The 13,385-nt window shown below is 64.5% G+C and carries 15 protein-coding genes; 10 read left to right on the plus strand and 5 right to left on the minus strand.

Annotated features, from left to right (window positions below):
• Nucleotides 1-90 precede the first annotated feature (90 nt).
• Nucleotides 91-969, plus strand: a complete 879-nt coding sequence (locus K5K93_RS07405) for a PhzF family phenazine biosynthesis protein (RefSeq protein ID WP_222390409.1) — start codon at nt 91-93, stop codon at nt 967-969.
• 80 nt (nt 970-1,049) lie between these two features.
• On the opposite strand, the gene K5K93_RS07410 is transcribed toward K5K93_RS07405, so the two are convergent.
• Nucleotides 1,050-1,481 (minus strand): OsmC family protein, encoded by a 432-nt coding sequence (locus tag K5K93_RS07410; RefSeq protein ID WP_025873972.1) that lies wholly within the window; start codon nt 1,479-1,481, stop codon nt 1,050-1,052.
• Nucleotides 1,482-1,851: 370 nt separating this feature from the next.
• On the opposite strand from K5K93_RS07410, the gene K5K93_RS07415 reads away from it, so the two are divergent.
• The 4 genes from K5K93_RS07415 to K5K93_RS07430 all read left to right on the plus strand — a co-directional run bounded on the left by K5K93_RS07415 (nt 1,852) and on the right by K5K93_RS07430 (nt 4,150).
• Entirely contained in the window at nt 1,852-2,250 is a 399-nt protein-coding gene (locus tag K5K93_RS07415; protein ID WP_025873973.1) for an HU family DNA-binding protein, read from the plus strand.
• A gap of 303 nt (nt 2,251-2,553) precedes the next feature.
• Nucleotides 2,554-2,862 carry a DUF3861 family protein gene (locus tag K5K93_RS07420; RefSeq protein ID WP_025873974.1) on the plus strand — a complete coding sequence of 103 codons (309 nt, stop codon included), beginning with the start codon at nt 2,554-2,556 and terminating at the stop codon, nt 2,860-2,862.
• 181 nt (nt 2,863-3,043) lie between these two features.
• A complete protein-coding gene (locus tag K5K93_RS07425; protein WP_314819810.1) occupies nt 3,044-3,472 on the plus strand; it encodes a hypothetical protein in 429 nt (142 codons plus the stop codon).
• 81 nt (nt 3,473-3,553) lie between these two features.
• Complete coding sequence (locus K5K93_RS07430; RefSeq protein ID WP_222390412.1) at nt 3,554-4,150, plus strand: DUF1439 domain-containing protein; 597 nt, start codon at nt 3,554-3,556, stop codon at nt 4,148-4,150.
• A 101-nt stretch (nt 4,151-4,251) separates the two neighbouring features.
• On the opposite strand, the gene K5K93_RS07435 is transcribed toward K5K93_RS07430, so the two are convergent.
• Complete coding sequence (locus K5K93_RS07435; protein ID WP_093817570.1) at nt 4,252-4,794, minus strand: type 1 glutamine amidotransferase domain-containing protein; 543 nt, start codon at nt 4,792-4,794, stop codon at nt 4,252-4,254.
• A 172-nt stretch (nt 4,795-4,966) separates the two neighbouring features.
• The gene (locus K5K93_RS07440) at nt 4,967-5,434 is read right to left on the minus strand and encodes an SET domain-containing protein-lysine N-methyltransferase (protein ID WP_010483549.1); all 468 of its coding nucleotides are present in this window, start codon (nt 5,432-5,434) and stop codon (nt 4,967-4,969) included.
• 210 nt (nt 5,435-5,644) lie between these two features.
• Between K5K93_RS07440 and K5K93_RS07445 the strand changes: the two genes are divergently transcribed.
• From K5K93_RS07445 to K5K93_RS07465, 5 genes are all read left to right on the plus strand, one after another.
• Complete coding sequence (locus tag K5K93_RS07445; protein ID WP_025873978.1) at nt 5,645-6,100, plus strand: SUF system Fe-S cluster assembly regulator; 456 nt, start codon at nt 5,645-5,647, stop codon at nt 6,098-6,100.
• A gap of 17 nt (nt 6,101-6,117) precedes the next feature.
• Nucleotides 6,118-7,593: a Fe-S cluster assembly protein SufB gene (gene sufB / locus K5K93_RS07450; RefSeq protein WP_025873979.1), complete on the plus strand. Its 1,476-nt coding sequence runs from the start codon at nt 6,118-6,120 to the stop codon at nt 7,591-7,593.
• Nucleotides 7,594-7,667: 74 nt separating this feature from the next.
• Nucleotides 7,668-8,432, plus strand: coding sequence for a Fe-S cluster assembly ATPase SufC (sufC, locus tag K5K93_RS07455; protein WP_025873980.1), 765 nt, complete (start codon nt 7,668-7,670; stop codon nt 8,430-8,432).
• On the plus strand, nt 8,432-9,694 hold the full coding sequence (gene sufD / locus K5K93_RS07460) for a Fe-S cluster assembly protein SufD (protein ID WP_222390413.1): 1,263 nt from the start codon (nt 8,432-8,434) through the stop codon (nt 9,692-9,694). The genes sufC and sufD overlap by 1 nt, the downstream gene beginning before the upstream one ends.
• Nucleotides 9,691-10,947, plus strand: coding sequence for a cysteine desulfurase (locus tag K5K93_RS07465; RefSeq protein WP_100435925.1), 1,257 nt, complete (start codon nt 9,691-9,693; stop codon nt 10,945-10,947). The genes sufD and K5K93_RS07465 overlap by 4 nt, the downstream gene beginning before the upstream one ends.
• Nucleotides 10,948-12,076: 1,129 nt before the next feature.
• Here the strand turns inward: K5K93_RS07465 and K5K93_RS07470 are convergent.
• Both K5K93_RS07470 and K5K93_RS07475 read right to left on the minus strand, forming a co-directional pair.
• Nucleotides 12,077-12,454, minus strand: a complete 378-nt coding sequence (locus K5K93_RS07470) for a hypothetical protein (protein WP_222390414.1) — start codon at nt 12,452-12,454, stop codon at nt 12,077-12,079.
• Entirely contained in the window at nt 12,444-13,385 is a 942-nt protein-coding gene (locus K5K93_RS07475; protein ID WP_222390415.1) for an RHS repeat-associated core domain-containing protein, read from the minus strand. Before K5K93_RS07475 ends, K5K93_RS07470 begins: the two co-directional genes overlap by 11 nt.

Consider the following 13,385-nt stretch of genomic DNA (forward strand, 5'->3'; position numbering starts at 1 on the left):
GGGCCACGCCCGGCGGCCTGCCGCGCTGCACGCTCGCGGGGCATGGCCCCGCGTTACCCTATGCCGCCTGTTTCCTGGAGTTCCTGCCCGATGACCACCCGCCGCTTCCTGCAGCTGGATGTGTTTTCCCCGCGCCCGGGCGCCGGCAATCCGCTGGCCGTCGTGCTCGATGCCGAAGGCCTGGACGATGCGACGATGCAGGCCATCGCCCGCTGGACCCGCCTGCCCGAAACGACGTTTGTGTTCCCGGCACAGACGGCCGGCACCAGCTATCGGCTGCGCATGTTCAGTCCGCAGAAGGAAGTGCCGTTCGCCGGCCATCCGAGCGTCGGCACCGCCCACGCGGTGCTGCAGGCGGGCCTGGCCATGCCGGTCGACGGGCTACTGGTTCAGGACGGCATCGCCGGTGCACTGCCGCTGCGCGTAACCGGCGAAGGCGCACAGCAGCGCATCGCCATCCGCACGCCCCGTGCGCAGCTGGCCGAGATCGCCGCCACCGATGACCCACGCCTGCAGGCCGCATTGCGCACCTGGCCGCTGGGTTCGCTGCCGCCGGCCCGCATGCAGGGTGGCCGCAGCTGGTGGGTCGTAGAGGTCGCGGATGAGGCAGCGTTGCGCGCCCTGCACCCGGACTGGGATGCGATCGCCACGCTGGCTGAATCGACCGACAGCATGGGCGTGTTCGCCTATGCCTTTGTCGATGGCAGCGAAGGTTACGACCTGGCCGTGCGCGCTTTCGTCGGCAGTGGGCGCCGCTTCGAGGATGCCGCTTCTGGCGCGGCCAACGCTGTACTGGCGGCCTGGCTGGACCTGCGCGACGCCCTTCCGCGCGGCCGCCAGCCCTTCGACGTCAGCCAGGGACGCGAAGTCGGCCACGATGCGCGGCTGACGCTGCTGGTCGATGAAGAGGGCGAGGTCTGGTCCGGCGGCCAGGTGCAGACGGTGATTTCCGGCACCATCGATTGGTGATCCGTAGGGCGTGGTGGCGCCGGGCCATGCCCGGCGACTCTCCGCTGCGCTCGCCGGGCATGGCCCGGCGCTACCGCCACTCAGCCCAGTTCGGCTTCCAGGCTGATCGGCACCGCGCTCAGCGCCTTGGAAACCGGGCAGTTCTGCTTGGCGTCATCAGCGATCGCGCGGAACTGCGTTGCCTCGATGCCCGGCACCACCGCCTTCACTTTCAGCCGGATCTGCGACAGCTGCGGGCCGCCTTCCATCGACAGATCGACCTTGGCTTCGGTATCCAGCGAGGTCGGGGTAAAGCCTGCTTCGCCGAGCTTGGCCGACAGCGCCATGGTGAAACAACCGGCGTGCGCGGCAGCGATCAGCTCTTCGGGGTTGGTGCCCTTTTCATCACCGAAACGGCTGTTGAAGCCGTAGCGGGTCTTGTCCAGAAGACCACTCTGCGGCGTGCTCAACTGGCCCTTGCCCGACTTCAGGTCGCCTTCCCAATGCGCGGTAGCGTGTCGCGAGATTCCCATGTCCTGCTCCGTTGCGGCTGTGATGAACCGATACCCTGGCACGCGCCGCGTTAGCCCTGCGTCGCCCCGCCGCATGCGGCGCGCCTGTCCCGAGCCAGCGACTGGACACTTCTTCGCCAGCAATCTGGCGATTTTCCCCTTGTTTTCAGTCATTTCGCCCATCCAGGCGAAATCACCGACGTTGCGGTGCAGCGCACCACCGCATCCGCTCCCCCTACTGCCGGCCATGTACTGAATCGGCCTGGATATGAAAAAACATGCACTTTCAGCACTCCAGGCTATTGGCGGCGCCCAAGAGTTGCCCTACATTGCGCTTGCCGACGGGGTTCGGCGCCGACCAAACAACCAACCGTTCACGGAACAGGAAACCATGGCAAAGACCGCTAAGAAGGCTGCCCCGAAGAAGGCAGTGAAGAAAGTCGCGACGAAGGCAGCCGCCAAGCCGGCCGCTCCGAAGCCGATCAAGGAAGTGCTGACCAAGTCGGGCCTGGTTGCACACATCGCTGAAGTCTCCGGCGTTGTCGCCAAGGACGTCCGCGCTGTGCTGGCCTCGCTGGAAGGCGCTGTCGCTTCCTCGGTGCACAAGAAGGGCGCCGGCTCGTTCACCCTGCCGGGCCTGCTGAAGATCACCACCGTCAATGTGCCGGCCAAGCCGAAGCGCAAGGGCATCAACCCGTTCACCAAGGAAGAGCAGTGGTTCGCCGCCAAGCCGGCCACCACCAAGCTCAAGGTTCGCCCGCTGAAGAAGCTCAAGGACGCTGCGCTCTAAGCGCGTGCCCTGCAGCGGATACCTGACGGGACGGCCTTGGCCGTCCCGTTTTTTTTGCCCCGCCTCCGCGCTCGCTCTGCAGTAGATCCACGCCATGCGTGGATGCCGTCCACTGAGCCCCGCAACACAGCGTTTCCCGCGCCTGCGCAATCTCCCGCACAGGCCCGCCGCCCATGGCCGCGCCGCTGTTTTTCCAGCGCAGGAACGAACCGGGTGGAACACTGCGTGCAGCGCCGGCCATCGCCGCCGGCCAACGCCTTGCCTATGGTGGTGCCATTCCTCCCCACCAGCGCGAGCACCCCCATGGCCAGCCCTTCCACCCGCTACCGGATCTCGGTGACCCCGATCGAAAAGGACGGGCACCAGTGCACCGGGCGCTGCACCATCGAACTGGAGCACCGCGCCAGCCGCGACCTGATGCGCCTGCTGGAATCGGCCCCGCGCACGGCAGGCCTGAGCGGTGACGAACGTGCCACCCTGGTGGTGGCCACCCAGCTGCTGCGTGACATCGTGCAGCGCCATGCCGACACCGACGGCCATGCACTGGCAGCGGTCGCCGCGCAGGTCCTGCCGGCGCTGGACGCGCTGGAACAGCTTCCCTCTTCGCGCTGACCACTTCGCGCTGAGCGGCCCCCGGCCGCTACACTGCCGCCTTCCAGGTCGCCTCGGGGAGGAGGCAGACATGCGCGGCTTTATTTCCTTGTTGATCCCGTTGCTTGTGGCGGGGTGTTCCAACCCGGCGCCCCCGGCCGATGACACGGGGCGCGACGCGAGCACCTCCACAACGCCATCAGTGCCAACGACGAAAGCGGCACCGCAGGCCGCTACCGTCGATGCGATCGCCATCGATCCGCTGTATGGCGCCGTTGCCAACGGCAGCGAAACGCCCGCAGCGATGCTCAACCGCTACATGCTGGATCTGCTCAACCGCAACACATCGCGCAGCAATGCGGCCTGGGCCTATGCCCCCGCCGACCCGCGCCGTGCCGACGATGCCGTGCTGCGCCTGCTGCCCGACGTGCGCAACCTGCGCCTGGACAGTGACGTAGCGTTGCCCCGCGACGGTGGGCAGCCACCACGCCTGCTGGAGGTGCCAGTGAAGATCCGCGCGGTGACCGCCAACGGCACCTTCCGCTACCACGGCTGGTACCGCGTGCAGCCCAGCGCCGATGGCCGCAGCTGGCAGATCCAGTCGGCCAGCCTTCAACCAACGCTGGACTGAACCGTTGCAACCGTGTGTACCCGCGATTCAGCGGGCAAAGCTACTCTGTAGGCCTCTTGGATCCTTCTTCCGGTCACCGCCATGCGCCTGCGTTCCCTGATGCCCCGCCTAGCCGCCTCGACCGTGCTGATTGCTGCCGCGATCGGTGCGCAGGCCGCCCCTTCGATCTCCGGTCGTGAACTGGCGGTTGGCGCCAGCGACGTGCAGCAGTATCTGGACGGCAGCTTCCCGCGCACGCAGGACGCGCTGGGCGGCCTGATCGCGCTGACCATGAGCCACCCGCAGCTGAGCCTGCCGGCAGGCGAGCGCTTGAACCTGGGCATGGACGTGGCATTGGCCACCGCCGGCGGCAACCCGGCCAAGCTGGGTACGGTGAAGCTCAGTAGTGGCCTGCGCTATGACGCGCAGACCCAGGGCTTCCACCTGCAGCAGCCGAGCGTGGATGACTTCACCCCGGCCAACCAGGGTGGCCGTCTCGATTCACGGACCCGTGGCCTGCTGAACGCATGGCTGAGCGACTACGCCCAGCGCGAACCGATCTACAAGCTGGACCCGGCCGTGGCCGGACTGCTCGGCGCCCTGCAGGTGCAGTCGGCGCAGGTGAAGAACGGCAAGCTGGTGGTGACCTTCAACCAGAACCTGGGTGACCTGGTGCCGGCGGGCTTCCTCGGCAAATAAGCCCCCGCCAAATACGGTAGCGCCGGGCCATGCCCGGCGGCTTCTGTCATTTCCGCGCTTCGCGCTCGCCGGGCCTGGCCCGGCGCTACCGCATCACAGCATCACGCCGCCAGCGCTTTCACCACCGCCTCGCTGAAGGCTGGAATGTCATCGGGCTTGCGGCTGGTGATCAGGTTGCCGTCCACCACCACTTCCGCGTCGCGCCAGCGAGCGCCGGCATTGGCCAGGTCCTGCTGCAGCGACGGCCACGAGGTGACCTCGTGTCCCTCCGCCAGCCCGCTGTTGATCAGCAGCCAGGGGCCATGGCAGATCGCCGCCACCGGCTTGCCGGCACCGGCCATGCTGCGGATGAAATCCAGTACTGCTTCATTGGTGCGCAGGGTGTCCGGATTGATCACGCCACCGGGCAGCACCAGCGCATCGAAGTGGCCGGCGTCGGCGCCATCCAGTGGTTGATCCACGGCGACCGAATCGCCCCAGTCCTTGTCCTTCCAGCCCTTGATGCTCGCCTCCTTGGCCGGCGACACCACGCTCACGCGCGCGCCCTCGGCTTCCAGCAGGTGCTTGGGTTCGATCAGTTCGGACTGCTCGAAACCATGCGTGGCGAGGATGGCGATCTGTTTGCCGCGTAGACGCTGTGCCATGTCGTGCTCCAGATAGGGGGGAGCGCACAGGGTGGCCGAGTGGCCCTTGAACGGCGGTGACCCTCACGTGCACGGCAGGTGGAGAATCGCCCGGATAGCGCCGGGCCGAGCCCGGCGGCTTCTGGTTCCGCCCGCGCTCCGCGCTCGCCGGGCATGGCCCGGCGCTACCGGATCAGCGCTTGGGCTGCAGCATCGTGCCGGTGCACTTGGGCGAGCCACAGCGGCACTCCCAGATCTTCTTCAGCTTGGCCGTGTGGCGCTCGGCCAGGGTGATGCCGTAGTTGTAGGTCAACTCTTCGCCCGCCTTGATATCGCGCAGCGCCTCGATGAAGACCTTGTCGCCGCGGCTGTCACCGTCTTCGTCTTCCTCGATCACCGCCTCGCAGTTCGGGTCGCAGCTGTGGTTGATCCAGCGCGCGTCGTTGCCCTTGTAGTTGGCATCGATCACCCAGTCGTCGTTGAGGGTGAACAGGAAGGTATGGCCGCTTTCCACGTCGCCACTGTCATCGGCATCGACATCGCCGTGGCTGCGCAGCAGGCCCTTGTACTGGATCACGCGCTCGCCCTGCTTGATCGGGGCCACGGAAAACACACCGTTGCCGTGGATGGCGGACTTGCGGGCTTGGATCTTCTTGGGCATCGGCAAGAGACGTTTGCAGCGGAAGGAACGTTGATTCTCGCCCATTCCGGGTGATTGCGAAAATCACCCCCATGCCGCAGCATGTCGCCCCGATGGCGGCCCTGGGCGACTGCCCTCCGGCCGGGCCCAAGCGCCCGCTGAATGGCCGGGTTGGATGCCGGCGAATAAAAGCGTACAATTTCAGTCCGCTTTAAGAACCACTCGCATCCCATGTTGCGCGTCACCAAGCTCACCGATTACGCCACCGTCGTACTGACCGTACTCGCCGCCCGTCCGGGCGAGGTGCTCAGTGCCACCGAGCTGGCCGAATTCACCGGTCTGGAGCCGCCCACCGTCAGCAAGGTGCTCAAGCCACTGGCCCAGGCCGGCCTGGTCGAAGGCCTGCGCGGCGTCCGCGGCGGCTACCGGCTGACCCGCCCATCAATTGAGATCTCGCTGTTTGAAGTGGTTGAAGCCATGGAAGGGCCGTTGGCCCTGACCGAGTGCAGCCACGACCACCACCAATGCGGCATGGCGCCCAAGTGCGGCGCGCGCAGCAGCTGGCGGCTGATCAACGACGTGGTCTCCGAGGCCCTGCGCGATGTCAGCCTGGCGCAGATCCTGCCCCCTCTTCCCCTTGTCGACGAAGAACAGCGCCGCACCATCGCTGTCGACGTCGTCTCCTGATCCGTAGGCAGCCCCCCATGGCCACCGAAACCATCGAAACCGTCGCCAGCGACGACACCCCCAACCGCGAGATCCATGAGCAGCTCGGCCGCAAGTATTCGGCCGGCTTCATCACGGACATCGAGTCGGACTCCCTTCCCGCCGGCCTGGACGAGGACACCATCCGCGCCCTGTCGGCCAAGAAGGAAGAGCCGGAATGGATGACGCAGTGGCGCCTGGACGCCTACCGCCACTTCCTGACCATGCCGATGCCGAACTGGGCCAAGCTGCAGATCGCCCCGATCGACCTGCAGGCGCTCAGCTACTACTCCGCGCCGAAGGGCCCGAAGTACGCCTCGCTGGATGACGTGCCCAAGGAACTGCTGGACACCTACGACAAGCTGGGCGTGCCGCTGCACGAGCGCGCCAAGCTGGCCGGCGTAGCGGTGGACGCGGTGTTCGACTCGGTGTCCGTCGGTACCACCTTCCGCAAGGAACTGGCCGAAAAGGGCATCGTGTTCTGCTCGATGTCCGAAGCCATCAAGGAGCACCCGGAACTGGTCAAACAGTATCTGGGCACCGTGGTGCCGGTGGGCGACAACTACTTCGCCGCGCTCAATTCTGCGGTGTTCTCCGATGGCAGCTTCGTGTTCATTCCCAAGGGCGTGCGTTGCCCGATGGAACTGAGCACCTACTTCCGCATCAACGCCGGCCACACCGGCCAGTTCGAGCGCACGCTGATCATCTGCGAAGAGAAGGCGTACGTGTCCTACCTGGAAGGCTGCACCGCGCCGATGCGCGATGAGAACCAGCTGCATGCGGCGGTGGTCGAGCTGGTGACGCTGGACGATGCGGAGATCAAGTACTCCACCGTGCAGAACTGGTACCCGGGCGATGAGAACGGCGTCGGCGGCATCTACAACTTCGTCACCAAGCGTGCCGAATGCCGTGGCGCGCGCAGCAAGGTCACCTGGACCCAGGTCGAGACCGGCTCGGCGATCACCTGGAAGTACCCGTCCTGCGTGCTGCTGGGCGACGACTCGGTCGGTGAGTTCCACTCGGTGGCACTGACCCACCATCGCCAGCAGGCCGACACCGGCACCAAGATGATCCACGTCGGCAAGCGCACCAAGAGCAAGATCATCAGCAAGGGCATCAGCGCCGGCCGCGGCCAGAACACCTATCGCGGCCTGGTCAAGGTGGACCGCAACGCAGACGGCGCGCGCAACTACACCCAGTGCGATTCGCTGCTGATCGGCAAGCAGTGCGGCGCCCACACCTTCCCCTACATCGAGGTGAAGAACCCCGGCGCCACCGTCGAGCACGAGGCCACCACCTCGAAGATCTCCGACGACCAGCTGTTCTACTGCCGCGCCCGTGGCATCAGCCAGGAAGACGCGGTGTCGATGATCGTCGATGGCTTCTGCAAGCAGGTGTTCCGCGAACTGCCGATGGAATTCGCGGTGGAAGCCAAGAAGCTGCTGGAAGTCTCGCTGGAAGGTTCGGTGGGCTGATCGCCCACCCTGCCCTCGCACAACGCATTCTCTTTACCGGCGGGCCCCCGGCCCGCACCACGGAAACCCCCACCATGCTGAAGATCGAAAACCTCCACGCCCGCATCGGCGACAAGGAAATCCTCAAGGGCCTGTCCCTGGAAGTGAAGCCCGGCCAGGTGCACGCCATCATGGGCCCCAACGGCGCCGGCAAGTCCACCCTGGGCAATGTCCTGGCTGGCCGCGACGGCTATGAGGTCAGCGAAGGCAGCGTGCAGTTCGAAGGCGTCGACCTGCTCGACCAGGACCCGGAAGCGCGCGCCGCTGCCGGCCTGTTCCTGGCGTTCCAGTACCCGGTGGAAATCCCCGGCGTGAACAACACCTACTTCCTGCGCGCCGCGCTGAATGCACAGCGCAAGGCGCGCGGCGAGGAAGAGCTCGATTCCATGCAGTTCCTCAAGCTGGTGCGGCAGAAGCTGGCCGTGCTGCACCTGAAGGACGAACTGCTGCACCGTGGCGTCAACGAAGGCTTCTCCGGTGGCGAGAAGAAGCGCAACGAGATCTTCCAGCTGGCCGTGCTCGAGCCGAAGCTGGCGATCCTGGACGAAACCGATTCGGGCCTGGACATCGATGCACTGAAGAGCGTGGCCGACGGCGTCAACGCGCTGCGCAGCGCCGACCGCTCGTTCCTGGTCATCACCCACTACCAGCGCCTGCTGGACTACATCAAGCCGGACGTCGTGCACGTGCTGGCCGATGGCCGCATCGTCAAGAGCGGCGGCCCGGAACTGGCGCTGGAACTGGAAGCGCACGGCTATGACTTCCTGAAGGACCGGGTCGTGCCCGAGGCGGCGGTCTGATGAGCGCCCTGCTCGACTCCATGGCCCAGGCCTTCTGCGGCAGCGATGCGCGCCGCGAAGTGCTCGACAGCGTGCTGCGCGACGGCCTGCCCGGCGCACGCAGCGAAACCTGGAAGTACACCTCGCTGCGCCAGCTGGAGCGTCGCAGCTTCGCCGCCGCACCGTTGGCCCCGGCGCTGCTGGATGCCGCCGCGCTGGAGGACATCCCCGCACCGCGCCTGGTGTTCGTCAATGGCCGCCTCAACGACGCGCTGAGCGACGTGCAGGGCCTGCCGGCCGGCGTGCAGCTGGAAACGTTGTCTTCTGCACTGGCCGCTGGCGAGGACGCCGTGCGCTTCCTCGGCCGCCGCTACGATCGCAGCGACGATGTGTTCGCCCGCCTCAACGCCGCCCTCGCCGATGAAGGCGTGGTGCTGCGCGTGGACGACGGCGTGCAGGTCGAGGTGCCGCTGCAGCTGGTATTCGCCAGCGTGGCCGGCGACACCGATCTGGCCTGGCACCACCGCCACCTGATCGAACTGCGTGCCGGCGCCAGCCTGGGCGTGGTCGAGCACCGCTTCAGCGTCGGTGATTCGGCGCATCTGGACAACACGGTACTGCACGCCCACGTCGCCCGCGATGCGGTGCTCAAGCACGCCCGCGTGCATGCCGGCAGCGCGCGCCAGACCAGCTTCCTGCGTACCGACGCGGTGCTGGCCAAGGACGCGCAGTACCACCGCGTGGACCTGGAGCTGGGTGCCGCGCTCAGCCGCCATGAACTGAACGTGCGCCTGGAAGGCGACAACGCCCAGCTGACCGCCAATGGCGTGCTGCTCGGCAACGGTCGCCGCCACGTCGATACCCGCCTGGGCATCGACCACATCGCCCGCGACACCAGCGCCGAGCTGCAGTGGCGTGGCGTGGCCGCCAACCGCAGCCGCGTGGTGTTCCATGGCGGCATCCAGATCCGTGCCGGTGCCGATGGCACCGACGCCAACCTGTCCAACAAGAACCTGCTGCTGTCGGCCGACGCCGAGATCGATACCCAGCCGACGCTGGTGATCGACGCCGACGAAGTGAAGGCCGCACACGGTGCCACCGTCGGCCAGCTCGACGCCAACGCGCTGTTCTACCTGCGCTCGCGCGGCCTGCCGCAGGCCCAGGCGCAGGCGCTGCTGAGCGCCGCGTTCTGCCACGAGCCGCTGAGGGTGCTGCCCGAAGCGCTGCGCGAACAGCTGGCACGCCGGCTGGACAAGGCCCTGGCTGAGGCGGGCGTGGCATGAACCTGTCCACCCCGCGACCGATAGAAGCACCCGCCGACGCCCCCGACTGGGCGCGCGTGCGCCTGGACTTCCCGCTGCTGATGCGCGAAGTGCACGGCAAGCCGCTGGTCTATTTCGACAACGCAAACACCGGCCAGAAGCCGGTGCAGGTGATCGGCGCGGTGGACGAGTTCTACCGCCGCTACAACGCCAACGTCAGCCGTGCCGTGCATGCGCTGGGTACCGAGGCCACCGACGCCTACGAAGGGGCTCGCAACAAGCTGGCCCGTTTCCTCAACGTGCGCAGCAACGACCTGGTGCTGTGCAGCGGCACCACCTTCGCGATCAATCTGGTTGCCTACTCGTGGGCCCTGCCCCGGCTGAAGGCCGGCGACGTGATCCTGGTGTCGCGCATGGAACACCACGCCAACATCGTGCCGTGGCAGCTGGTCGCCCAGCGCACCGGCGCGACCATCCGCGTGGCCGAGATCACCCCCGACGGCGCGCTGGACCTGGACGCACTGCGCGCGGCGATGACCCCCGAGGTCAAGCTGCTGGCCGTGGCCCATGTTTCCAACGTGCTCGGCACCATCAACCCGGTGCGCGAGATCTGCCGCGAAGCGCGCAAGCGCGGCATCGTCACCGTGGTCGACGGCTCGCAGGCCGCCCCGCACCGCAAGGTCGATGTCACCGCGATCGGCTGCGACTTCTACGCCATCACCGGCCACAAGATGTGCGGCCCGACCGGCACCGGTGCGCTGTGGGCGCGTCGCGAGCATCTGGACGCGATGCCGCCGTTCCTGGGCGGCGGCGAGATGATCAAGGAAGTCAGCTTCGACGGCACCGTGTTCAACGACGCCCCGCACAAGTTCGAAGCCGGCACCCCGAACATCGCCGGTTTCATCGGCCTGGGCGTGGCGGCCGACTATCTGCAGAACGTCGGCCTGGACCACGTGGAAGCGCGCGAAGCCGAGCTGCTGGCGCACTTCACCGAAGAGCTGCGCCGGGTCGATGGCCTGCGCATCATCGGCGAGGCACCGGAAAAGGCGGCGGTGGTGTCATTCCTGATCGACGGCGCGCATGCGCACGATCTGGCTACCCTGCTGGATCTGGAAGGTGTGGCCGTGCGCTCGGGCCAGCACTGCGCGCATCCGCTGCTGCAGTACTACGGCGTGGCGGCAACCTGCCGTGCGTCGCTGGCGTTCTACAACACGCATGAAGAGATCGAGCGATTCATGACCGCGTTGACGAAGGTGCGGAAGTTGCTGGGGTAAGGCTTCAGTAACCGCTGGAAAGATACGTACGCCACGGGAGACCGTGGCGTACTTTTTTTCGGCTGACTATGCCGAGCTGCAGCCCCAAGACCGCAAACGTCAGCTGCCCGATCTGGCACTGTGCAGCGCCACGACCTCCGCGATCAATCCGGTGACGTCTGCCGCGGCAGTAGGCCGGGGAGGATCCTGGTCTCGCAAGCCGCAGTCCATGCGACCATATTAGCCCCCGGGCGGCGGTTGCGTGTCCACCCGATCAGCGCATGCCCTTCAAGCATGAAAAAGTACAAGCGCTCGCATTCCTGCAGGCTCATGGACAGTATTCATCCAATGGCCATTTCACAACCCTGCAGTCACTTCAAGTCTTCCAGATCCAGCGCCAATTCCTCGAAAGCGGCACGTGGCACTGGCCCGGGGATCCGCAGAGATCGGACATCAAGCGGAGCATGGATTTCGCCGAGAAGTAGATCGTCAGTCGACTCATCCTTTTTTTCTCAGCCTGAACGCCCCGGCTACGGACACCCACGAATACGCATGCTGATCAAACACGCGGCGCTGTAGATCTACTGGCCCTCGGATTCGAACCCCAGTCTCGTCCGTCACTCCAGCCTCGAACGACTCTTCGCTTGAGCTCAATACAAAGAGTCCCCGACTCACCCCGAGATACCCCTCCACCCGAACGGATTTAACGCAGCGCCTTCGCAGCGGTACACGGGTTCAACAGCGCAAGGAGGCCTTCGGGATGGGGTCCGAGACGAACAACATCCTCGCCATCATCGATCAGATCCGTCCTTGACAATCGCGCATGAAGCACCCATTGCTCAGCCAATAAAACCGCGACGCCTGCGGGCCTTCTTCATCGTCCTCAGGCATCCACCTGATCGAGCACGTCGAGTACCCGAATCGCGCACAGAGGTGTGGTCCCAGCCGCTCTGACGACGTAGAGATCCAGGCATCCCAAGCCACAGTCGGAGCCCTACATCAAACCAGCCGAATAATATCTAGCGCATCGTTAGACCATAGGCAAGCTGCAGCTTGCGGATTCCGCATTAGTTGCAATTCATCATTATGCACAGGTCAAATTTCGACCGCGACACATGCAGATGTGATTTCAGTAAGACCATCAAGCAATTCAATCCAAATCTTCCAAGACGCGGCAAACGCCCCCCCCGATAGCAACCTCCACTCTTACAGCAAGATTATTGGTGAAATACACATCTCCATCACAAACCACCAGCGCATCACCCTCGGCGTAAGAAATCCTCAATGAAGAATCTCCACTCACTTTTGGAGTAACAACCCTACTCCCACCAGCGCCAATCTCGCCCACCTGGATGACGTAACCACCAACTTCCAATTTCACATCATCTATAGAACCAGGCCCAACATTCATCACAGTAACCTTCGAGCTCTCCAGCCAACTACAACCCGACACAACCAACAATAAAAAACCCAAGAAAAACATCACACAAAGAGATTTACAGTGCCGTGAAATATTATCACTTGCCATAATACACCTCAAGAGCGTCATTTTTCGCAGCTTCCAAGCAGTTAGCGGAACACGCTCCAGACATAGAAGACAAATCCCTACCAATCGCATTGTTATTCAGATCCATTTGCCGCCCACCTGGCGAATCAGCACCCCACAACTCATGATTATCCCCAATCAGCCGGGCATTCTCCTCGCCGATATCGCGAGCCATTTGGCAGCTCCAAGTGCAATGCCGCATCGCGTCTCCTCTTCCATGAGACATCCCGGAAAGCCCACTCTTTCTCGCAGATTCCATTGCCTCATCTGCTGCCAACCGAGCTTTTATAGCATCAACTACGCCTACAAGTTTAATGGCGCTACGCGCCTCACTTCCACGACGCTCCCTGCCACCAGCCCCTTCAACTTTTCCAGATATTTTTTGATTGACCCCCGCTTCATCCTTATTATCCAGAGGACTACGAACTGAAGTCCTCAGAATTGCCAATCTAGCGCCTGCAAACCCCCGCCCACCTCGAATCTGGGATCCGGTAACCTTTTCCGACCTCCCATCCGGATCAATGTATCTATAAGGATTGTTCGAAGTATATTTGTAGCGCCCGAATGCGGCCACTGGATCCGCTAGCGCAGATACAGGATCCACACCGAAGAAAATACCCATACTCTGGTCATAATACCGCTGCTGCATGTAACTCAGCCCGGTACCCGAGTCCGTCACATGCCCGGTGTACCCAGGTCCATCCTTCAACGGCCGATTGACCACCGCACCATACGGTTCATATACCGTACGCTCGATGACATTTCCGCTGGCATCGGTGATCGCCACCGGTGAGCCCAGTGCGTCGGTGTGGATGTATTCCACCACTTCCTGGGCCGCAGCCGGAGTAGCACCGGCCAGTGTCGTCACTACAAGAAGCGCTGCGCGAATCAGTAAAGAAGTGATTCCATTCAT

This window comes from Stenotrophomonas sp. DR822 (assembly GCF_019793815.1).
In the GTDB taxonomy this organism is placed as follows: Bacteria; Pseudomonadota; Gammaproteobacteria; order Xanthomonadales; family Xanthomonadaceae; genus Stenotrophomonas; species Stenotrophomonas indicatrix.